We start from the raw sequence: 22385 nt of genomic DNA on the forward strand, positions 1-22385 counted from the left end.
AGCATCCGCGCCTATGAAGTTTCCAGGAAGATTTACCAGCGGCTTTTTGCTGTTGTTCACAAGCTGTGCGGCGCTGGCGCAGAGCGAATTGGATGTCAGGGTAAAGCCCGCCAATGATGAGCTGAAGGCCAATGTGGAGGGTTACATTGGCGACGTCGGTGATCGCGATGAGCAAGCCCTGCTGCGCTTCAGCCGGGGAGCCGAGGAGCAGGCGAAGAAAGCCGCCCAGGCCCTGGGCTACTACCAGCCCCATATCCAGAGCGAAGTGCGCGGTGGCGACAAGCCCCGTCTGCTGCTGCGCATCGATCCCGGCGAGCCGGTGCATCTGCGCAATGTCACGATCCGCGTCGAAGGCCCGGCGGCTTCCCTCAAGTCTTTTCGCACTCCCGACAGCGAGCAGCTCAAACCGGGCGCGGTGCTCAATCATGGCCATTATGAAGACGCCAAGCGCCTGATCCAGAACCAGGCCTCGCGCTACGGTTTCTTTAGCGGGCGCTTTACTCGCCAGCAACTCTTGGTGGACCCGCTGGCCGGCGTCGCCGACATCGAGCTGGTGTACGACAGCGGCCCGCGCTACGCCCTGGGCAAGGTCAGCTTCACCGGGGATTCGCTGTTCGATGAAGACCTGCTGCGGCGCATGGTGCCCTTCAAGAGCGGTGCACCCTATGACTCGGAGCTGATCGCCGAACTCAACCAGGCGCTACAGTCCAGCGGCTATTTCGAAGGCGTGCGGGTGGACGCCGCCCCCTCGGCCGCCGAACACCAAGTGATTCCGGTGGCGGTTCAGCTGGAGACGCGCAAGCCGCGGACCATGGGGCTGGGTTTGGGGTACTCCACCGACGTCGGTCCCCGGGTCAAGGCCAACTGGACTCGACACTGGGTCAATCCCCAGGGCCACAGTTACGGCTGGGAGGCGGAAGTCTCGGCGCCCCGGCAGAACGTCGGCCTGTGGTACGACATTCCCCTGGATCCGCCGCTGACCGACAAGTTGCGCTTCGCCGGTGGTTACCAGAACGAAGAGCTCGCCGGCACCGACACCCTGAGCAAGTTGCTCACGGTGGGCCCTGAGTGGCACAGCAAGTTGCCCAGCGGCTGGCAGCGGGTGGTGTCGCTGAAGTATCAACGCGAGGAATACCGCCTCGGAGACGACTCGGGTCTGAGTAATCTGCTGATGCCCGGTCTGACCTATTCCTACCTGCGCAGCGACAACCGCATCGATCCGCACAACGGCTATCGCATCCAGTTCGACACCAAGCTGGCCAAGGAAGGCGTGGGCTCCGACACCAATCTGTTGTACGGCACGGTGCTGCTCAAGGGCCTGACCACGGCCTGGGACAATCACCGGTTTCTTGGCCGGGTTCAGTTCGGGGGCAGCGCCACCAACGGCTACAAGTCGATTCCGCCGTCCCTGCGCTTCTTTGCCGGTGGCGACCAGAGCGTGCGCGGTTACGACTACCAGACCCTGTCGCCGGAAAACGCCGAAGGCGATCGCATCGGTGGCCGCTACATGGTGGCCGGCAGTGTCGAGTACCAATACTCCATTGCCGAGAAATGGCGGATCGCGACCTTCGTCGATCAGGGCAACTCCTTCAATAAACTGGAACTGCCGAACCTCAAGACCGGGGTGGGCGTGGGCTTGCGCTGGGTGTCGCCGGTCGGGCCGATCCGGGTCGACCTGGCCCACGCGATGAATGATGACGGCGGTATTCGTTTGCACTTTTCCATGGGGCCAGAGCTTTGAAGCGTGGTTTGAAGATAACGCTGCTGGCGGTCCTTGCGCTGGTGATCCTGATCATCCTGGCGGTAACCACCGTGCTGGGGACCCAGGCCGGCAGTCGCTGGGCCCTGGCGCGGGTGCCGGGGCTGACCCTGGTGCATTTCGATGGCCGCCTCGGCGGCCAATGGAGCGCCGATCACCTGCTCTGGCAACAGGGCGACAATCGAGTCGAGCTCAGCCTGGTGAAGTTCGCCTGGTCTCCGGCCTGCCTGCTGCGCCGCACCCTGTGCATCGAACAATTGCAGGCCGAGCAGGTCAGCCTGCAATTGCCGCCCGGTGCCGAAGAAGAAACAGATTCCGCTCCCATCAGCCTGCCGCAGCTGAAACTGCCACTGGCCATCGAACTGGGCCAGGTGCAGATCGGCAGCCTGCTGCTCAACGGCAGTGAACAGCTCAAGGGCTTGCAACTGGCGGCGCACTGGACCGCGCAAGGCCTGCAGATCGACTCGCTGCAGTTGCAGCGCGATGACTTGAGCCTGACCCTTTCCGGGCTGTTGCAACCGGCTGGCGACTGGCCGTTGACCGCCCAGGGTACCCTCGCTTTGCCGGCTCCCGGTGGCGGCCCCTGGTCCCTGGCGCTGAAGGTGGAAGGCGACCTGCTCAAGACCCTGAAGCTGCATGCCGACAGCAGCGGCTACCTGCAAGGGCAATTGAGCGGTCAATTGCAGCCATTGGCGGAGAATCTGCCGGCAGAGGTGCGGATCACTGCCGATGGTTTCAAGGCCAGCGCCGATCTGCCGGACACCCTGCAGCTGGATCAGCTGGAACTGACCGGCAACGGCGACCTGAAAAGCGGCTACCAGCTTGCTGGCAAGGCCAGCCTGCCAGCGGAGCAGGGGCCGGTGGCCCTGGTGCTTTCGGGCAAGGTCGACGCCAAGGGGGCGCAGATTGCCGCTCTGGACCTGAATGCCAGCGACAAGCAGCACCTCAAGCTCAGCGGGCAACTGGACTGGAGCGAAGGTTTTTCCGCCGAGGCCAAGCTCGCCTGGCTGGATTTCCCCTGGCACCGCCTGTATCCGCTGATCGATGAGCCGGCCGTGCGGGTCCGCAGCTTCGACGCCGAGGTGGCTTATCGCGACGGTCATTACCTGGGCAACTTCAAGGGCGACCTGGACGGTCCGGCCGGCGCCTTCAGCCTGAGCAGCCCGTTCAGTGGCGACCTGAGCAAAATCTACCTGCCGCAGTTCAAGCTGGTGGCGGGGCAAGGCAAGGCCGAAGGTCACCTGAACCTGCAATTTGCCGATGGCGTGGCCTGGGACACGGCCCTGGACCTGTCGGCGATCAATCCGGCCTATTGGCTGGCGGAGTTGCCCGGGACCCTGGCCGGCCCGTTGCGCAGTCAGGGTGAAATGAAGAATGAACAGCTCAAGCTCACTGCCGACCTTGACCTCAAGGGCCGCCTGCGAGGGCAGCCGGCGCTGTTGCAGGCCAAGGCCGACGGCGCGGGAGAGCAGTGGCAGCTGAGTGCGCTGGACATCCGCCTCGGTGACAACAGCATCAAGGGGACGGGCAGCCTGCAGCAGAAGCTCGCCGGACAACTGGACATCAAGCTGCCACGGCTGGGCCAGCTTTGGCCGCAGTTGCGCGGGCAGCTCACTGGTCGGGTGGACCTGGCAGGGACGCTCAAGGCGCCCCAGGGCAAGGTGGATCTTGCGGGGCAGCAATTGGCCTTTGCCGAGAACCGCCTGCAAAACCTCAAGCTGAATGCCACGCTCGATGGTGCACAAAAGGCTCGGGTGGAGCTCAAGGGCAGTGGGATTCAGGCGGGGGACACTCAGCTTGGCACCCTGACCCTGGCCGGCCAGGGCGATATCAAGCAACAGGCCCTGCAACTGGACCTGCAAGGCCCCTTGCTGAAGCTGGCCCTGGGACTGGACGGCACCCTGGACCAGAGCAACTGGCGTGGGCGCCTGGCCAATGGCGAGGTGCGGACCGGCGGCCAGGACTGGAAGCTGCAAGGCCCGGCCAAACTCGAGCGGCTGGCCAGCGGCACTCTCAACTTCGGTGCCCACTGCTGGGTCAGTGGCGATGCCAGCCTGTGCGGTGAAGACCAGCGCTTGATGCCTGATCCGAAGCTGCGTTATCACCTCAAGCGCTTCCCCATCGACAGCCTGGCCCAATGGCTGCCCAAGGATTTCGCCTGGAAAGGCCTGCTCAATGCCGAGGTGCAGCTGGATCTGCCGGCCAGCGGGCCCAAGGGGCAGGTCGTCCTGGACGCCAGTGGTGGCACCTTGCGGGTCAAGGACAAGGATCAGTGGCTGGACTTCCCCTATCAGGCGCTGAAGCTCGATACCCGCCTCAACCCGCGGCGCATCGATACCCAGTTGCAGTTCGAGGGCGGCAAGCTGGGGCAATTGATGGTGCAGGCGCAGATCAATCCGCTGGCGAGGAACAAACCCCTGTCCGGGGAGTTTCGTCTCACGGGCCTGGACCTGTCGGTGGCGCGGCCCTTCGTGCCCATGGTGGAGAAGCTTGGCGGCAACCTGAATGGCAGTGGTCGCCTGTCGGGCGGGCTGTTGGCGCCTCAGGTCAATGGCAACCTGCAGCTCAGTGACGGACTGGTGTCCGGCTCGGAGCTGCCCACCAGCCTCGAAGACCTGCAATTGACCGCACAGATCATGGGCGAGAGCGTGCGCCTGGATGGCGGCTGGAAAAGCGGCAAGTCCGGGCAGGGCAGCCTCACTGGCAACCTGGCCTGGGGCCGGGCGCTGATGGTGGACCTGAATCTCAAGGGCACGCAGCTGCCGGTGACGGTCGAGCCCTATGCGGCGCTGGAAGTGGCGCCGGATCTGAAGATCTCGCTGCGCGACGACAAGCTGGCGATCGATGGCAAGGTGTTGATTCCCAGGGGCCAGATCACCGTGCGTGAACTGCCGCCGTCCACGGTCAAGGTGTCCGACGACACGGTCATCGTCGGTCAGCAGACCGAAGAGGGGCAAAAGCCCATGGCCATGGCGATGAACATCGATGTTGAGGTGGGGCAGGACAAACTCAGTTTTGCCGGCTTCGGTCTGACCGCCAACCTGCAGGGCCACGTGCATATCGGCGACAACATGGACACCCGCGGCGAGCTGTGGCTCAACGATGGCCGCTACCGCGCCTACGGCCAGCGCCTGACGGTACGGCGGGCGCGGTTGCTGTTCGCCGGTCCCATCGACCAGCCGTACCTGGACATCGAAGCGGTGCGCCAGACCGACAACGTGATCGCCGGCATCCGCCTCAGTGGCAGTGCCGAGCAACCGGCGACGCAGATCTTCTCCGAACCGGCCATGAGCCAGGAGCAGGCGTTGTCCTATCTGGTGCTGGGACGGCCGCTGAGCTCCACCGGCGAGGACAACAACATGCTGGCCCAGGCCGCCTTGGGGCTGGGGCTGATGGGCAGCTCCGAACTCACCGGCAGCATTGCCAAGAACCTGGGGATTCAGGACTTCCAGCTCGATACCCAGGGCAGCGGCAACAGCACCAGCGTGGTGGCCAGCGGCAATATTTCCGAGAAGCTCAGCCTGCGCTATGGCGTCGGGGTGTTCGAGCCGGCCAGCACCATCGCCCTGCGCTACAAACTGAGTAAGAAGGTCTACCTGGAAGCGGCCAGCGGCTTTGCCAGCTCCCTGGACATCTTCTACAAGCGCGACTTCTAAGTCCTGCCGCCGGGAGGCGCAACGCCTCCCGTTCACCTGGCTTCTTTCCTCGCTCCGGACCTGCGCCGCGTTCAAGGCGGCGTGCTGCGCCGTTTATCAAGCAAATAAAGAGCAAGCTAACTACTGCGTTGACATTCTCTGCCTAGGCAGTAATATCTCGACACACACTCTCTGCCTAGGCAGCTAATTGGTGGTCAGATGAAGCATTTCGAACCCGACGACTTTCACAATTGCCATCTCGGCCTGTTGCTGGGGCGTGCCGCCTTGCTCAAGGACCGGATCATCGACACGCACATGGAGCCCCACGGCATCACGGCGGCGCAGTTCAAGGTGCTGATCATCATGGCCCAGTTCGGGGTCGATACCCCGGCCGAGTTGTGTCGTCACCTGTCCCTGGACAGCGGTTCGATGACCCGCATGCTCGATCGTCTGCAACAGAAGGATTTCCTTGCCCGCAAACGCTCGGAAGGCGACCGGCGCCAAGTGCGCCTGGTGCTGACCGAGGAGGGGCAGAAGCTCGCCGATCGGCTGCCCTACATCGGCGCCAATGCAATGAACCAGCTGGCCGGTGCCATCACGCCCGACGAGTTGCGCACCCTGGAACAGATCCTCAAGAAAATTCTGCTGGCAGCCGGTGACCCGATCACTGTCCTGCGCTTAGGTGAAAAATGAGCAGTAAAACCTTGCGTACACGTGTCAGCCTGGTGCTGTTGGCCATGAGCCTGGCCGGTTGTGCCAATTACAGTGGCCTGGAGACTTCCGGCGTCAACCTTGAGGCACACAGCCTGGCAACCGGTCAGTCGCTCAATGGCGTGAAGCTCTCGCCGGCGGCCTGGCCGCAACGCGACTGGTGGAAAAGCCTGGGCGATAGCCAGCTCGATGGCCTGATCCTGGAAGCCCTGCGGGACAGCCCGGACATGCAGATCGCCAGCGCCCGGGCCCATCAGGCCAGCGCCGCGGCCTATGCCGCCGATGCCGAGCGGATGCCGACCCTGGATGCCAGCGCCGGCGTCAGCCGTTCGCGTCTGGCCCGTGACCAGGACCCGCTGGGTCAGGGCGGTGCCTATTCCACGGTGCGCAACATCAGCGCCACCTTCAATTACAACTTCGATCTCTGGGGCGGCCAGCGTGCGGCCTGGGAGGCCGCGCTGGGTCAGGCCCGCGCCGCCGAGATCGACCGCCAGGCCGCCAGCCTGACCCTGGCCGCCGATGTGGCCAGGGCCTACAGCGACCTGGGGCGGGCACATATCGTCCATGACCTGGCCGACGAAGACCTCAAGCGGACCCGGCAGATGCTCGATCTGAGTCGGCGCCGCCTGGATTCCGGGATCGACAGCCAGTACCAGTACCAGCAGACCGAAAGCCTGGAGGCCAGTGCCCAGGCCAGTCTGATCGACGCCGAGAAGCAGCTGCAGAGCGCCAGGATCACCCTCGCGGTGCTCCTGGGCAAGGGCCCGGGTCGGGCCGACGACATCGTCCGGCCCAAGGTTCTGCAGGCCAGTGCCGTGGCCCTGCCTTCGACCTTGCCCGCCGAACTGTTGGGACGCCGGCCCGATCTGGTAGCGGCGCGCTGGCGGGTGGAAGCGGCGAGCAAGAACATCGACGCCAGCAAGACCCGCTTCTATCCCAACCTCAACCTGAGTGCCAGCGCCGGCGCCGAGTCGTTGCTGGGGGATGCGATGTTCGGCTCCGCCAGCCGTTTCTTCAGCATTGCGCCGACCGTTTCGCTGCCGATTTTCGACGGTGGGCGCCTGCGCGCGGACCTGGATGCCCGGGACGCCGACTACGACCTGGCGGTGGCGCAGTACAACAAGACCCTGGTGACCGCCCTGGGGGATGTCAGCGACAGCATCTCGCAGCTGCGGGATATCGGGCGGCAGATCGTCGCCCAGCAACATGCCACGGACATTGCCCGGGACTCCTACAACACCGTGGTCCAGCGCTTCGGTTCCGGTATCGGCAACTACCTGGATGTGCTGAGCATCGAGCAGCAGTTGCTCCAGGCCCAGCGTCAGCTGGCCACGCTGAACGCCCAGCAGATTGATCTGTCGATCCAACTGATGCAGGCGTTGGGGGGCGGCTTCGGCGCCCAGAACCTGGCTTCGGCCAACCCGACCCCAGCCCCGCAGACTAAATAATTCGAGGTATTCGTCATGGCCACTGCCGACACTCAAACAACCGAAAACACCCCGGACGGCGCTCAATCGCGCAAGCGCAAAGTCATGTTGCTGGGGCTCACGGCCCTGGTCATCCTGGGTGGCCTGGGCGTGTTCGCCTGGCATGAACTCTACGGGCGCTGGAATGAAAGCACCGACGATGCCTATGTCAACGGCAACGTGGTGGAGATCACCCCGCTGGTCACCGGCACCGTGGTCAGCATCGGTGCCGACGACGGCGACCTGGTGCATGAAGGCCAGGTGCTGATCAACTTCGACCCCAACGACGCCCAGGTCGGCCTGCAGAGTGCCGAGGCCAATCTGGCGCGCACGGTGCGCCAGGTGCGCGGCCTGTACAGCAATGTCGATGGCATGCGGGCCCAGGTGGCGGCGCAGAAAGCCGAAGTGCAGAAGGCTCAGGAGAACTTCAGTCGGCGCAAGAACCTGGCGGCCAGCGGAGCGATTTCCCAGGAAGAACTGTCCCACGCTCGCGATGACCTGACCTCGGCGCAAAACGCCCTGGCCAATGCCCAGCAGCAACTCAACACCACCAACGCGCTGGTGGATGACACCGTGGTTTCCAACCATCCGGATGTGCAGGCCGCGGCTGCGCAACTGCGTCAGGCCTACCTGAACAATGCCCGCAGTACCCTGATTGCGCCGGTGACCGGCTATGTGGCCAAGCGCACCGTGCAACTGGGGCAGCGGGTCCAGCCGGGCACCGCGCTGATGGCGGTGATTCCCCTCGACCAGCTGTGGATCGACGCCAACTTCAAGGAAACCCAGCTGCGGGACATGCGCATCGGTCAGGCGGTCGAGATCGAAGCGGACATCTACGGCAGCGATGTGAAGTACAGCGGCACCATCGATAGCCTCGGTGCCGGTACGGGCAGCGCCTTCGCCTTGCTGCCGGCACAGAATGCCACCGGCAACTGGATCAAGATCGTGCAGCGGGTGCCGGTGCGTATCCACGTGAATGCCGAAGAGCTGGCCAAGCATCCGCTGCGGGTTGGCCTGTCGACTCTGGTGAACGTCAACCTGCGGGACCAGAGCGGCCCGGTATTGGCCCAGCAGCCTCCGCAAAAGGCGTCTTTCAGCACCAATGTCTACGACCGTCAGTTGGGTGAGGCCGATACGCTGATTGCCCGCCTGATTCACGACAACAGCGCGGCCATCGGCAAGACCGCCCAGCGCTGATTCGCCAATCCGTCGACCCCGGCCTGCCTGACGGCCGGGGTGCCTGCCCTGTTCCAAAGGATTCGCGATGAGCAATAACGCATCTTTCAAGCCGCCCAGCCTGCTGCTGAGCACCATCGGCCTGTCCCTGGCGACCTTCATGCAGGTGCTCGATACCACCATCGCCAACGTGGCGTTGCCAACCATCTCCGGCAACCTCGGGGTGAGTTCGGAACAGGGCACCTGGGTGATTACCTCGTTCGCCGTGAGCAACGCCATCGCCTTGCCGCTGACCGGCTGGCTGAGCCGGCGTTTCGGCGAGGTGAAGCTGTTTATCTGGGCCACGCTGCTGTTCGTGCTGGCCTCGTTCCTGTGCGGCATTTCCACCTCGATGCCCGAGCTCGTCGGTTTTCGCGTGCTGCAAGGGGTGGTGGCGGGCCCGCTGTACCCGATGACCCAGACCTTGCTGATTGCCGTCTACCCACCGGCGAAGAGGGGCATGGCCCTGGCGCTGCTGGCGATGGTCACGGTGGTGGCGCCGATTGCCGGGCCGATACTCGGTGGCTGGATCACCGACAGCTACAGCTGGCCGTGGATCTTCTTCATCAACGTGCCGATTGGTCTGTTCGCCGCCTGGGTGGTGCAGCAGCAATTGAAGGCGCGGCCGGTGGTCACCAGCCGACAGCCGATGGACTACATCGGTTTGCTGAGCCTGATCGTCGGGGTGGGGGCCTTGCAGATCGTCCTCGACAAGGGCAATGACCTGGACTGGTTCGAGTCCAACTTCATCATCGTCGGCACGCTGATCTCGGTGATTGCCCTGGCGGTGTTCGTGATCTGGGAAATGACCGATCGTCATCCGGTGGTCAACCTGCGGCTGTTCGCCCATCGCAACTTCCGCATCGGCACCATTGTGCTGGTGGGCGGTTACGCCGGGTTCTTCGGGATCAACCTGATCCTGCCGCAATGGTTGCAGACCCAGATGGGCTACACCGCCACCTGGGCCGGGCTGGCAGTGGCGCCGATCGGCATCCTGCCGGTGCTGATGTCGCCCTTTGTCGGCAAGTACGCCCACAGGTTCGACCTGCGCCTGCTGGCCGGGCTGGCGTTCCTGGCCATTGGCCTGAGCTGCTTCATGCGTGCCGGTTTCACCAATGAGGTGGACTTCCAGCACATCGCCCTGGTGCAGCTGTTCATGGGGATTGGCGTGGCGCTGTTCTTCATGCCGACCCTGAGCATCCTGATGTCCGATCTGCCGCCGCACCAGATCGCCGACGGCGCTGGCCTGGCGACCTTCCTGCGGACGCTGGGGGGTAGCTTTGCGGCGTCGCTGACGACCTGGATCTGGATTCGCCGGGCCGATCAGCACCATGCCTACATGAGTGAGAGCATGAGCATCTTCGATCCGGTGACCCGGGATGCGCTGAACAATCTGGGTGGAGCGAGCAGCAAGGCTTACGCGCAACTGGATCAAGTCCTGACCAGCCAGGCGTACATGCTCTCGACCGTGGACTATTTCACCTTGCTGGGCTGGGGCTTCATGGGCCTGATTCTGCTGGTGTGGCTGGCCAAGCCACCCTTCGCCGCCAAGGCCGGCCCGGCTTCGGCGGGGCATTGACGCCCATTGCCGTAGGCGCGGGCTTGCCAGCGAAGGCGTCCGCAAGGGGCATGCAAGGCCGGCTGGCTGCTTCGCCGGCAAGCCGGCTCCTACACTAATGACCTTGTTGCAGGAGCCGGCGTGCCAGCGAAAGAAGCGCCGCTCAAGGCGAGTCCGGCAACGCCAACTGGGTGGGCACGAAATCGAACGCAGCCAGTTGGAAGCCTTGCTCGTCCACCTGCAACGCCCATCCCTGACGGTCCCAATCCCCCAGCACAATGCGCTTGGCGGCCTGCTCGCCAATTTGCAGCTTGTGAATCGCCGGGCGGTGGGTATGGCCGTGAACCAGGGTGCCGACTCCATGTTCGCGCATGATCCGCGGTACTTCGTCCGGGGTCACGTCGACAATGTCGTTGGCCTTCATGCGGGTTTGGGCCTGGCTTTCGTTGCGCAGCTTGCGCGCCAGCTTGCGCCGGGTGCGCAACGGCAGGTGCCGCAGAATCCACAGGCTCAGCGGGTTGCGCAGGTAGCGGCGCATGCGCATGTAGGCTTCGTCGCGGGTACACAGGCTATCGCCATGCATCAGCAATACCGGTTCACCGTAAAAGTCGACGACGCTGGGGTCCTTGAGCAGGGTGGCGCCGGCCGCCTTGCAAAAGGCTTGGCCAAGCATGAAATCGCGATTGCCGTGCATGAGGAAAACCTGCGTACCGCTGTCGCTCAGCTCCCGCAGTGCCTGGCAAATGGAAAGTTGGAAGGGGGTCATGGCATCGTCGCCGATCCATACCTCGAAAAAATCCCCGAGGATGTACAGCGCCTCGGCGGCGCGAGCGCGCCCACCGAGTAAATCCAGAAACGCCCGGGTAATGTCCGGGCGTGTATCAATCAGATGCAAATCTGAAATCAGCAGTATCACTCAATGATCTCGGCTTTCTCGATGATCACGTCTTCTGCGGGTACGTCCTGGTGGCCGGCTTTCATGGTGGTGGCCACGCCTTTGATCTTGTCGACCACTTCGGTGCCGGCGATCACTTTACCGAATACCGCGTAGCCCCAGCCTTGAACGGTCTTGCCGCTGTGGTTGAGGAAGCTGTTGTCGGCAACGTTGATGAAGAATTGCGCGGAGGCCGAATGCGGCTCCATGGTGCGGGCCATGGCGACGGTGTACTTGTCGTTGGAAAGGCCGTTGTCCGCTTCGTTCTGGATGCTTGGACGCTTGTCTTTCTTTTCTTTCATGCCAGGTTCGAAGCCGCCGCCCTGGATCATGAAGTTACCGATGACGCGGTGAAATACGGTGTTTTCATAGTGACCGGCTTTCACGTATTCGACGAAGTTGGCCACGGTCAACGGGGCTTTCTCGGCGTTCAGTTCCAGCACGATCTCGCCGTGGTTGGTGGTCAGTTTGACTTGGGTCATGGTCGGTACTCTTTATAAGGAAAAGCGATTTCAAGAAAATCCTGGGGGGCGGGGCACGCATGCGGTCCGCACCGATTTGGCCATCCTGCAGCCAAGGAGCGCAGTTTAGCGTGACAACCGCGAAATTCGAGGCTGTTTTTTCACTGCCGGGCCATTAATCGCCGCAGTTTTAAAGCTGCGCTCTGTCAGGCGCTTGACAGCATCGGCTATGATACCCGTTTTGATTTATCAGGCCGCGTCCGGCCGCGCACTTGTACGTTCAAGGATCCTATGAGCAAGCCCACTGTCGACCCTACCTCGAATTCCAAGACTGGACCGGCCGTGCCGGTCAACTTCCTGCGCCCGATCATCCAGGCGGATCTGGACTCGGGTAAGCACACACAGATCGTGACCCGCTTCCCTCCGGAGCCCAATGGATACCTGCACATCGGTCACGCCAAGTCGATCTGCGTGAACTTCGGTCTGGCCCAGGAGTTCGGCGGCGTCACGCACCTGCGTTTCGACGACACCAACCCGGCCAAGGAAGACCAGGAGTACATCGACGCCATTGAAAGCGACGTCAAGTGGCTGGGTTTTGAGTGGTCCGGCGAAGTGCGTTATGCCTCGCAGTACTTCGACCAGCTGCACGACTGGGCCGTGGAACTGATCAAGGCGGGCAAGGCCTATGTCTGCGACCTGACCCCTGAACAGGCCAAGGAATACCGCGGCAGCCTCACCGAGCCTGGCAAGAACAGCCCGTTCCGCGAGCGTTCGGTGCAAGAGAACCTGGACTGGTTCGCCCGCATGCGCGCCGGTGAGTTCCCGGACGGCGCCCGCGTGCTGCGGGCCAAGATCGACATGGCCTCGCCGAACATGAACCTGCGCGACCCGATCATGTACCGGATCCGTCACGCTCATCACCACCAGACCGGTGACAAGTGGTGCATCTACCCCAACTACGACTTCACCCACGGTCAGTCGGACGCCATCGAGGGCATCACCCACTCGATCTGCACCCTGGAGTTCGAAAGCCATCGTCCGCTGTATGAGTGGTTCCTCGAGCACCTGCCGGTACCGGCGCACCCGCGTCAATACGAATTCAGCCGCCTGAACCTCAACTACACCATCACCAGCAAGCGCAAGCTCAAGCAACTGGTGGACGAGCAGCACGTCAATGGCTGGGACGACCCGCGCATGTCGACCCTGTCGGGCTTCCGTCGTCGTGGTTACACGCCGGCGTCGATCCGCAACTTCTGCGAGATGGTTGGCACCAACCGCTCCGACGGCGTGGTCGACTACGGCATGCTGGAATTCAGCATCCGCCAGGACCTCGATGCGAATGCCCCGCGCGCCATGTGCGTGCTGCGTCCGTTGAAAGTCGTGATCACCAACTACCCGGAAGGCCAGGTCGAGAACCTCGAACTGCCGCGTCATCCGCAGAAAGAAGAACTGGGCGTGCGCCAGCTGCCGTTCGCTCGTGAAATCTACATCGACCGTGACGACTTCATGGAAGAGCCGCCCAAAGGCTACAAGCGCCTGGAGCCGAACGGTGAAGTGCGTCTGCGCGGCAGCTACGTGATCCGTGCTGACGAAGCGATCAAGGATGCCGAGGGCAATATCGTCGAGCTGCGTTGCTCCTACGACCCAGACACCCTGGGCAAGAACCCTGAAGGCCGCAAGGTCAAGGGCGTGATCCACTGGGTGCCGGCCGCTGCCAGCATCGAGTGCGAAGTGCGCCTGTACGATCGTCTGTTCCGTTCTCCGAACCCGGAGAAGGCCGAAGACAGCGCGAGTTTCCTGGACAACATCAACCCTGACTCCCTGCAAGTGCTCACTGGTTGTCGTGCCGAACCCTCGTTGGGCAACGCACAGCCGGAAGACCGTTTCCAGTTCGAGCGCGAAGGCTACTTCTGCGCGGATATCAAGGACTCGAAGCCCGGTGCTCCGGTATTCAACCGTACCGTGACCCTGCGCGACTCCTGGGGTCAGTGATTCAGTCAAGGAACTAACGTGCTAACGATCTACAACACGCTCACCAAGAGCAAAGAAGTCTTCAAACCTTTGGATGGCAACAAGGTGCGCATGTACGTGTGCGGCATGACCGTGTACGACTATTGCCACCTGGGGCACGGCCGCAGCATGGTGGCCTTCGACCTGATTACCCGCTGGCTGCGTTTCAGCGGGTATGACCTGACGTACGTGCGCAACATCACCGACATCGAAGACAAGATCATCAACCGGGCCAAGGAGAACGGCGAGCCGTTCAATGTCCTGACCGAACGCATGATCACGGCGATGCACGAGGATGAAGCGCGCCTCAACATCCTCAAGCCGGACATGGAGCCGCGTGCCACGGATCATATTCCGGGCATGCTGAAGATGATCCAGACCCTGATCGACAAGGGCTACGCCTATGCGCCGGGCAATGGCGACGTGTACTACCGCGTCGGCAAGTTCATGGGCTACGGCAAGCTGTCGCGCAAGAAGATCGAAGACCTGCGCATCGGCGCGCGGATCGAAGTGGGCGAGTCAAAGCAGGATCCATTGGACTTCGTCCTGTGGAAAGCTGCCAAGCCGGGTGAGCCAAGCTGGCCGTCGCCTTGGGGGGACGGTCGTCCGGGTTGGCATATCGAGTGCTCGGTGATGTCCACCTGCTGCCTGGGCGAGACTTTCGACATTCATGGTGGCGGCAGCGACCTGGAGTTCCCGCATCACGAGAACGAGATTGCCCAGAGCGAGGCGGCGACCGGCAAGACCTACGCCAATGCCTGGATGCACTGCGGCATGATCCGCATCAATGGCGAGAAGATGTCCAAGTCCTTGAACAACTTCTTCACCATTCGCGACGTGCTCGACAAGTACCATCCGGAAGTGGTGCGTTACCTGCTGGTGGCCAGCCACTACCGCAGCGCCATCAACTACTCGGAAGACAACCTCAAGGACGCCAAGGGCGCGCTGGAGCGCTTCTACCATGCGCTCAAGGGGCTGCCGAAAGTGGCGCCGGCCGGTGGCGAAGCCTTTGTCGAACGTTTCACCCAGGTGATGAATGACGACTTCGGTACTCCGGAAGCCTGTGCCGTACTGTTCGAGATGGTGCGTGAGATCAACCGCCTGCGCGAAAGCGATATCGACGCGGCGGCGGGTCTGGCGGCACGTCTGAAAGAACTGGCCAGCGTGCTGGGTGTGCTGCAATTGGAAGCCGATGACTTCCTGCAGGCCGGCGCCGAAGGCCGGGTTGATGCGGCAGAAGTCGAGGCGCTGATCCAGGCCCGTCTGGCGGCCCGTGCCAACAAGGATTGGGCTGAGTCCGACCGTATTCGCGATCAGATCACCGCCATGGGCGTGATTCTGGAAGACGGCAAGGGCGGTACAACCTGGCGCCTGGCTGACTAAGTTGGCGTTTGCTGCAACAAGAAACCCGCCTGGTGCGGGTTTTTTGTTGCCCGTAGATCAGTACCAGCGTGCTCAGGCCAGCGAGGCTAGGCGCTCCACGGTATCGGGGTAGCGTTGCACCAGGCGGATCAGGGTGGTGGCCTGGGCATTGGGTGTGGCGCGGCCCTGTTCCCAGTTCTCCAGGGTGCGGGTGTTGGTGCGCAGGTACATGGCGAATACCGAGCGCGAGAGATTGAGTTGCTGGCGGATGTTCATCACCTCGGTGGCAGTGATGGGGGGCAGCTTGTCCAGCTTCACTTTATGGCTGCGCAGGGTGATCTTGCCCTGGCGTTCCTGGGTGAGGGCGTCGATGCCTTCCACCAGTTCGGAAAAGATGTCACGTTTGGTCATGTCTTCTGGCCTCGATTTCACGTTCCAGCAGTTGTTTGAGCTGTTGTCGCTGCTGCGGTAGCAGGTCGTCCATCTGCTCCTTGTCGAACAGGGTGAAGAGCCAGAACTGCGCCCCTCCGGACCACCAGTAATAGATCACCCTCAGCCCGCCACGCCTGCCCTTGTTGCGTCGCTCATCGATGAAACGCATCTTGCGCAAGCCGCCAGTGCCCTGAATCAGCACTCCCGCGTGCGGGTGGCGCAGCAATTCGATCTGCAGTTCGCAGAACAACTCGTCGTCAAGGAAGTCCCTTCGGTATCGTGCAAATGCCGGCAGTTCAATAAACAGAGCATTCATTTCATACGCTTCCTGCGTATAAATTGGATGACGCTACAGCTTTGGTCAAGGCCCGCTGAGCGCCGCGTTTGATCTGGCAACAGTTTATGCCCGTGGCGTCGGGCTGAATGTCGGACCGGGTCGACGTGACAGGAAGGGCGATTCCGAGTTTCGCTGGGAAGAGGGGAGGGCAGGGCCCTGAAATGCAAAACGGCACCCGAAGGTGCCGTTTTGTTTGTTGCGTTGAAACCTAAGCGATCAACCCGCCAGGCCGGAGTGCTGGACCAGGGTCAGCAGCGGCTGTGGGTAGACGCCGAGGAAGAACGCCAGGACCGCGATGGCCAGCAGCATGACGCCACCGGCTTTCTGTTCCCAGTGCAGTTGGGCGTCGACGCGGCGCAGGTTCGGCTCGATCAGGTACAGGGTGACCATCACGCGCAGGTAGTAGAAGACGCCGATGGCGCTACCCATGACCAGGGAACCGACCAGCCACCATTGGTGCGCTTCGACACCGGTAGCGATGATGTAGAACTTGCCGATGAAGCCCGCGGTCAGCGGGATGCCGGCCAGGGACAGCATCATCACGGTGAGCACGGCGGTCAGGTACGGACGGCGCCAGAACAGGCCACGGTACTCGTACAGGGCGTCGGCATCACGGCCTTTGTACGGCGAGGACATCAGGGTGATCACGCCGAAGGCGCCAAGGCTGGTGATCACGTAGGTGACCAGGTACACGCCGATGGCTTCCATGGCCAGGCCCTTGCTCGCCACCAGGGCGATCAGCAGGTAACCGAAGTGAGCGATGGACGAGTAACCCAGCAGACGCTTGAGGTTGCTCTGGGTCAGCGCCAACAGGTTGCCCACCAGGATCGAGGCAATGGCGATCACCGTCAGCACGTTGCTCAGGACGCCGCTGCTGGCCACTGGCGAGAGCTGGAACAGACGCACCAGCACCGCGAACACCGCCACCTTGCTGGCGGTTGCCAGGAACGCTGCAACCGGAGCCGGAGCGCCTTCATAGACGTCCGGGGTCCACAGGTGGAACGGCACCAGCGACAGCTTGAAGGCCAGGCCGATCAGCATCATGCCCAGGCCCAGTTGTGCCAGCGGGCTTGGCAGCCCGGTGGCGGCCAGGGCCTGGCCGATGCCGCTGAAGCTCAGGCTGCCGGCTTCGGCGTAGAGCAGGGCCATGCCGAACAACAGGAAGCCCGAACCGGCGGCCGACAGCACCATGTACTTGATGCCGGCTTCCAGGGAGCGCTTGTTGAAGAAGGCGTAGGCCACCAGCCCGTAGACCGGTACCGAGAGCAGCTCCAGGCCGATGAACAGGCCGGCCAGGTTCTGCGCGCTGACCAGTACAAGGCCACCAGCGGCGGCCAGCAGGATCAGCAGGTACAGCTCTTCACGGTTGCCCGGGTAGCCGCTGCTGCCGTCGCCCAGGTAGGCGTGGGCCAGGGTGACGCAGGCCAGGGTGGCCACCAGGATCAGGGCCATGTACAGGCAGGCGAACTGGTCGATCTGCAACAGCGGGGTCACTGCCAGCGGTGCCACTTTCAGCACCGGGAAAATCGACAGCAATGCCAGGTTCAGACCGGCCACCGACAGCAGGAAGGTCTGGGCGTGGTTGCGCCGCCAGGCGATCGCCAGCATCACCACCACAAGGGTGGCGCTGGTGATCAGCAGCGGCGCCAGGGCTATAAAGTGTTGAATCGTAAAGTCCATAGCGCTCTTACCGGGCCGAAGCGAGTTGAGTGAAGGCGGTGCTGAGCCATTGCTGCACGCCATGCATGGTGGCGGCAGAGGTATCGAGGAACGGTTGCGGGTACACGCCGATGTAGATCAGCAGGACCGCCAGTCCCAGCACCATGATCAGTTCGCGAGCATCCATGCCATGGAGCACCGCATCCGACTTGGACGGGCCGAAGTAGGCACGGTGGATCATGATCAGCGAGTACACCGAACCGAATACCAGGCCGGACGTCGCGATCGCGGTGATCCAAGGAGCGCTGACGAAGGTACCGATCAGGATCAGGAACTCGCCGACGAAGTTGCCGGTGCCCGGCAGGCCCAGGGAGGCGGCCGCGAAGAACAGGCTGATGGCCGGCAGGTAGGCGATACGCGACCACAGACCGCCCATTTCACGCATGTCGCGGGTATGGGTGCGTTCGTACAGCTGGCCGCTGAGGATAAACAGCGCGGCTGCCGAAACACCGTGGGCCAGCATCTGGATCACCGCGCCCTGCAGGGCTTGCTGGCTGCCGGAGTAGATACCGATCAGCACGAAGCCCATGTGGGAAACGCTGGAGAAGGCAATCAGGCGCTTGATGTCGGTCTGGGCGAAGGCCAGGAAGGCACCGTAGAAGATCCCGATCAGACCCAGGGTCATGGCGATCGGTGCGAACTCTGCCGAGGCGTTGGGGAACAGCGGCAGGGCGAAACGCAGCAAGCCATAGGCCGCGGTCTTCAGCAGGATGCCCGCCAGGTCCACGGAACCGGCAGTCGGTGCCTGGGCGTGAGCGTCAGGCAGCCAGGAGTGGAACGGCACCACCGGCAGCTTCACCGCGAAGGCGATGAAGAAGCCGAGCATCAGGATGTACTCGGTGGCGGTGGACATCTTGGTCTTCAGCAACTGGGCGTAATCGAAGGTGATGACCCCGGTGTTGTTGAAGTTGACCAGTACCAGGCCCAGGATCGCCACCAGCATGATCAGGCCGGAAGCCTGAGTGAAGATGAAGAACTTGGTCGCTGCGTAGATCCGGGTTTTCTTGCCGTCTGCCGAGCTGTGACCCCAGAGCGCGATGAGGAAGTACATCGGCACCAGCATCATTTCCCAGAAGAAGAAGAACATGAACAGGTCCAGCGCGAGGAACACGCCGACCACGCCGCCCAGGATCCACATCAGGTTCAGGTGGAAGAAGCCCACATGGCGCTGGATCTCTTTCCAGGAGCAGAGTACCGAGAGGATACCCAGCAGACCGGTCAGCAGCACCATCAACAGCGACAGGCCGTCGAGGGCCAGGTGCACGTTGATGCCAAAGCGCTCGATCCACTGGTGCTTGAACTCGATGGCCCAAGTCGGATCGACGCCAGGCGCCGGAGCATATGAATAGTTACCGTGGGCCCACAGCCAGAGGCCGAGGGCGAGTTCCAGGGTCATGGTCAACAGCGCAATCCAGCGGGGGAGGGTGGCGCCGAAGCGCTCACCCAGCCAGCACAGCAGGCCGCCGATGAAGGGGATCAGGATTAGCCAAGGCAGAATCATGACGGGCTCAATTCCTTTCGCAAGTTCGCAAGGTTCATATCAGACCGCTACCAGCACAATGGCGCCGATGACCAGCACGGCACCGGCTGCCATCGAGGCGGCGTACCAACGCAGTTGACCGGTCTCGGTACGGCTCAGGGAGTTGTGACTCCCTTTGGCCATACGCGGGATCAAACCGATGGTCTGATCGAGCGGGTCCTTGCGCAGTACATGGCTGATGGCCAGGTATGGCTTGACGAACAGTTTGTCGTAGATCCAGTCGAAGCCCCAGGCGGCGAACCACCAGGCCGAGAGCAGACGCCCGATGCCACTGTTGGCGATGGCGGTCACAACGCGACGCTTGCCAAGGAACAACAGGGCGGCCAGCAGGATACCGGCCAGGGCGATGGCACCCGAGGCGATTTCCAGGCTGTGCTTGGCTTCGCCACCGGCATGACCGGCGCTCAGCGGCAGCACACCATGCAGGGGCGGAGTGATCATCGCGCCGATCCCGGTGGACAGCACGATCAGCACCACCAGCGGCAGCCAGTGGGAAATCCCGTGGCCGGCGTGGGCTTCGGTCTTGGCTTCACCGTGGAAGGTGATGAAGATCAGGCGGAAGGTGTACAGCGAGGTCATGAACGCACCCACCAGACCGGCGTACAGCAGGCCGTGGTTGCCGCTGGCGAAGGCTTCCCAGAGGATCTCGTCCTTGGAGTAGAAGCCTGCGGTCACCAGAGGCAGGGCCGCCAGTGCGGCGCCGCCGACGATGAAACTGGCGTAGGCCAGAGGCAGCTTCTTCCACAGGCCGCCCATCTTGAAGATGTTCTGCTCGTGGTGGCAGGCAACGATCACCGCACCGGAGGCCAGGAACAGCAGGGCCTTGAAGAAGGCGTGGGTCATCAGGTGGAAGATCGCGCCGTCCCAGGCGCCAACGCCCAGGGCCAGGAACATGTAGCCGATCTGGCTCATGGTGGAGTAGGCGAGGATCCGCTTGATGTCGGTCTGCACCAGCGCGGCGAAGCCGGCCAGTACCAGGGTCACGCCACCTACCAGGCCCACCAGGTGCAGGATTTCCGGCGCCAGGGTGAACAGGCCGTGGGTACGGGCGATCAGGTAGACACCGGCGGTCACCATGGTTGCGGCGTGGATCAGTGCCGAAACCGGGGTCGGACCAGCCATCGCGTCCGCCAGCCAGGTCTGCAGTGGCAGTTGCGCGGATTTGCCCACGGCGCCGCCCAGCAGCATCAGGGTCGCCAGGGTGATCCAGAAATCGCCGGCCTGGAATTTCTGCGGAGCCAGCACCAGCAGTTCCTGGACGTTCAGCGTGCCCACCTGTTGGAACAGGATGAACAGGCCGATGGCCATGAACACGTCGCCGATCCGGGTGACGATAAAGGCCTTGAGTGCGGCGTTACCGTTGTTGCGGTTGCTGTAGTAGAAACCGATCAACAGGTAGGAGCACAGGCCCACGCCTTCCCAGCCGAAGTACAGGAACAGCAGGTTATCGCCCAGGACCAGGAACAGCATGCTGGCGATAAACAGGTTGGTGTAGGCGAAGAAGCGCGAGTAGCCGGCCTCACCACGCATGTACCAGGACGCGAACAGGTGGATCAGGAAGCCCACGCCGACTACCACGCCCAGCATGGTCACGGACAGGCCGTCCAGGTACAGGGCGAAGTTCGGCGCGAAACCGTCCACCGACATCCACTGCCACAACACCTGGGTGTAGTGGCCATCCGCTGGTGGCGCGACGTTGAATTGCCAGATCACGTAGGCGGCCACGATGGCCGACAGGCCAATGGAGCCGACGCCGATCAGGGCCGAGAGGTTTTCCGAGAGGCGTCCCCGAGAGAACGACAGCAGCAGGAAACCGATCAGGGGGAATACGAAAGTCAGAAAGAGAAGGTTCATCCGCGCATCTCGCTGGCTGCATCGATATCGAGAGTGTGGAAGCGGCGGTACAGCTGCAACAGGATCGCCAGGCCGATACTGGCCTCGGCGGCTGCCAGGCTGATCACCAGGATGAACATCACTTGTCCATCCGGCTGCGCCCAGCGGGCGCCCGCAACGATGAAGGCCAATGCCGAGGCGTTCATCATCACTTCCAGGCTCATCAACACGAAGAGGATGTTACGGCGGACCATCAGGCCGACCAGACCGAGGCAGAACAGGATGCCGGCAACTGCCAGGCCATGTTCCATCGGGATAGTACCGAGAGGGATAGTAGGCATCGTATTACTCCTTCGCCTCGTTGCGGCCCAAGTGGAACGCCGTGACGGCTGCGGCGAGCAGCAGCATCGAGGCGAGTTCGACCACCAGCAGGTAAGGGCCGAACAGGCTGATGCCCACGGCCTTGGCGCTGACGGTGGTTTGACCGATACCGGCACCGCTCTGGTGGCTGAACAGTACGTACAGCAGTTCAGCCAGCAGCAGCGCGGCGAGGATCACCGGGCCGATCCAGATGCCCGGCGTGAGCCAGATGCGCTCTTGCTGAGCCGCGGCCGGGCCGAGGTTCAGCATCATTACCACGAACACGAACAGCACCATGATGGCGCCGGCGTAGGCGATCACTTCCAGGGCGCCGGCGAACGGCGCGCCGAGGCTGAAGAAGGTCATGGCCACGGCGATCAGCGAAATGATCAGGTAGAGCAGGGCGTGCACAGGGTTGGTGTTGGTAACCACGCGCAGCGTGGAAACAACGGCAACACCTGATGCGAAATAGAAAGCGAATTCCATCGTTCTTCCTTAAGGCAGCAAGCTCTTCACGTTGATCGGTTCGGCTTCGTTCTGCGCGGCGCCTTTTGGCTTGCCGGCAATGGCCATACCTGCAACACGATAGAAGTTGTAGTCAGGGTTCTTTCCGGGACCGGAGATCAAGAGATCCTCTTTCTCGTAAACCAGGTCCTGACGTTTGAACTCGGCCATCTCGAAATCCGGTGTCAGCTGGATTGCGGTGGTCGGACAGGCTTCCTCGCAGAGACCGCAGAAAATGCAGCGCGAGAAGTTGATGCGGAAGAACTCCGGGTACCAGCGACCGTCTTCCGTTTCAGCTTTCTGCAGCGAGATGCAACCCACAGGGCAGGCCACGGCGCACAGGTTGCAGGCAACGCAACGCTCTTCGCCATCGGGGTCGCGAGTCAGGACGATACGGCCACGGTAGCGTGGCGGCAGGTACACCGGCTCTTCGGGGTATTGCAGGGTGTCGCGTTTGCGAAAGCCGTGACCGAACACCATCACCAGGCTGCGCAACTGGGTACCGGTACCCTTAACGATGTCGCCAATATATTTGAACATGGGTCAAAT

General features: G+C 62.6%; 18 protein-coding genes. 8 read left to right on the forward strand and 10 right to left on the reverse strand.

The features are described 5' to 3' along the window. Positions 1–13: 13 nt before the first annotated feature. The 6 genes from L1O02_RS10970 to L1O02_RS10995 all read left to right on the forward strand — a co-directional run bounded on the left by L1O02_RS10970 (position 14) and on the right by L1O02_RS10995 (position 10365). Positions 14–1741 (forward strand): autotransporter assembly complex family protein, encoded by a 1728-nt coding sequence (locus L1O02_RS10970; RefSeq protein ID WP_108545751.1) that lies wholly within the window; start codon positions 14–16, stop codon positions 1739–1741. After that, the gene (locus L1O02_RS10975; RefSeq protein WP_108545750.1) at positions 1738–5415 is read left to right on the forward strand and encodes a translocation/assembly module TamB domain-containing protein; all 3678 of its coding nucleotides are present in this window, start codon (positions 1738–1740) and stop codon (positions 5413–5415) included. The genes L1O02_RS10970 and L1O02_RS10975 overlap by 4 nt, the downstream gene beginning before the upstream one ends. A gap of 198 nt (positions 5416–5613) precedes the next feature. After that, a complete protein-coding gene (locus tag L1O02_RS10980) occupies positions 5614–6087 on the forward strand; it encodes a MarR family transcriptional regulator (protein ID WP_016965731.1) in 474 nt (157 codons plus the stop codon). Next, positions 6084–7553, forward strand: coding sequence for an efflux transporter outer membrane subunit (locus L1O02_RS10985; protein WP_108545749.1), 1470 nt, complete (start codon positions 6084–6086; stop codon positions 7551–7553). Before L1O02_RS10980 ends, L1O02_RS10985 begins: the two co-directional genes overlap by 4 nt. A 15-nt stretch (positions 7554–7568) precedes the next feature. Beyond that, complete coding sequence (locus tag L1O02_RS10990) at positions 7569–8768, forward strand: HlyD family efflux transporter periplasmic adaptor subunit (RefSeq protein WP_060844111.1); 1200 nt, start codon at positions 7569–7571, stop codon at positions 8766–8768. A gap of 67 nt (positions 8769–8835) precedes the next feature. Beyond that, on the forward strand, positions 8836–10365 hold the full coding sequence (locus L1O02_RS10995) for a DHA2 family efflux MFS transporter permease subunit (protein WP_060840146.1): 1530 nt from the start codon (positions 8836–8838) through the stop codon (positions 10363–10365). 142 nt (positions 10366–10507) lie between these two features. Here L1O02_RS10995 and L1O02_RS11000 read toward each other — a convergent pair whose 3' ends face one another. Next, complete coding sequence (locus L1O02_RS11000; protein ID WP_060840145.1) at positions 10508–11260, reverse strand: UDP-2,3-diacylglucosamine diphosphatase; 753 nt, start codon at positions 11258–11260, stop codon at positions 10508–10510. Next, entirely contained in the window at positions 11257–11760 is a 504-nt protein-coding gene (locus L1O02_RS11005; protein ID WP_060840144.1) for a peptidylprolyl isomerase, read from the reverse strand. The genes L1O02_RS11000 and L1O02_RS11005 overlap by 4 nt, the downstream gene beginning before the upstream one ends. Positions 11761–12030: 270 nt before the next feature. Here L1O02_RS11005 and L1O02_RS11010 point away from each other — a divergent pair, with 270 nt between their 5' ends. Continuing rightward, positions 12031–13731, forward strand: coding sequence for a glutamine--tRNA ligase/YqeY domain fusion protein (locus tag L1O02_RS11010; protein WP_108545748.1), 1701 nt, complete (start codon positions 12031–12033; stop codon positions 13729–13731). A gap of 18 nt (positions 13732–13749) precedes the next feature. Continuing rightward, complete coding sequence (gene cysS / locus L1O02_RS11015; RefSeq protein ID WP_060840142.1) at positions 13750–15132, forward strand: cysteine--tRNA ligase; 1383 nt, start codon at positions 13750–13752, stop codon at positions 15130–15132. A gap of 72 nt (positions 15133–15204) precedes the next feature. On the opposite strand, the gene L1O02_RS11020 is transcribed toward cysS, so the two are convergent. From L1O02_RS11020 to nuoI, 8 genes are all read right to left on the reverse strand, one after another. After that, positions 15205–15522: an XRE family transcriptional regulator gene (locus L1O02_RS11020; RefSeq protein WP_060840141.1), complete on the reverse strand. Its 318-nt coding sequence runs from the start codon at positions 15520–15522 to the stop codon at positions 15205–15207. Next, positions 15509–15859 carry a hypothetical protein gene (locus L1O02_RS11025; RefSeq protein WP_060840140.1) on the reverse strand — a complete coding sequence of 117 codons (351 nt, stop codon included), beginning with the start codon at positions 15857–15859 and terminating at the stop codon, positions 15509–15511. Before L1O02_RS11025 ends, L1O02_RS11020 begins: the two co-directional genes overlap by 14 nt. Positions 15860–16096: 237 nt before the next feature. Then, entirely contained in the window at positions 16097–17560 is a 1464-nt protein-coding gene (gene nuoN / locus L1O02_RS11030; RefSeq protein ID WP_015636299.1) for an NADH-quinone oxidoreductase subunit NuoN, read from the reverse strand. 7 nt (positions 17561–17567) lie between these two features. Beyond that, positions 17568–19100, reverse strand: coding sequence for an NADH-quinone oxidoreductase subunit M (gene nuoM, locus L1O02_RS11035; RefSeq protein ID WP_016965722.1), 1533 nt, complete (start codon positions 19098–19100; stop codon positions 17568–17570). Between the two features lie 39 nt (positions 19101–19139). Further along, entirely contained in the window at positions 19140–20993 is a 1854-nt protein-coding gene (gene nuoL, locus L1O02_RS11040) for an NADH-quinone oxidoreductase subunit L (protein ID WP_235759851.1), read from the reverse strand. Next, a complete protein-coding gene (nuoK, locus tag L1O02_RS11045) occupies positions 20990–21313 on the reverse strand; it encodes an NADH-quinone oxidoreductase subunit NuoK (RefSeq protein WP_016964784.1) in 324 nt (107 codons plus the stop codon). Before nuoK ends, nuoL begins: the two co-directional genes overlap by 4 nt. Positions 21314–21317: 4 nt before the next feature. Beyond that, complete coding sequence (gene nuoJ, locus L1O02_RS11050; protein ID WP_011062192.1) at positions 21318–21818, reverse strand: NADH-quinone oxidoreductase subunit J; 501 nt, start codon at positions 21816–21818, stop codon at positions 21318–21320. Between the two features lie 9 nt (positions 21819–21827). Next, on the reverse strand, positions 21828–22376 hold the full coding sequence (gene nuoI, locus L1O02_RS11055; protein WP_060840138.1) for an NADH-quinone oxidoreductase subunit NuoI: 549 nt from the start codon (positions 22374–22376) through the stop codon (positions 21828–21830). Between the last annotated feature and the right edge of the window lie 9 nt (positions 22377–22385).

This window comes from Pseudomonas sp. BC42 (assembly GCF_021560055.1).
Classification (GTDB): domain Bacteria; phylum Pseudomonadota; class Gammaproteobacteria; order Pseudomonadales; family Pseudomonadaceae; genus Aquipseudomonas.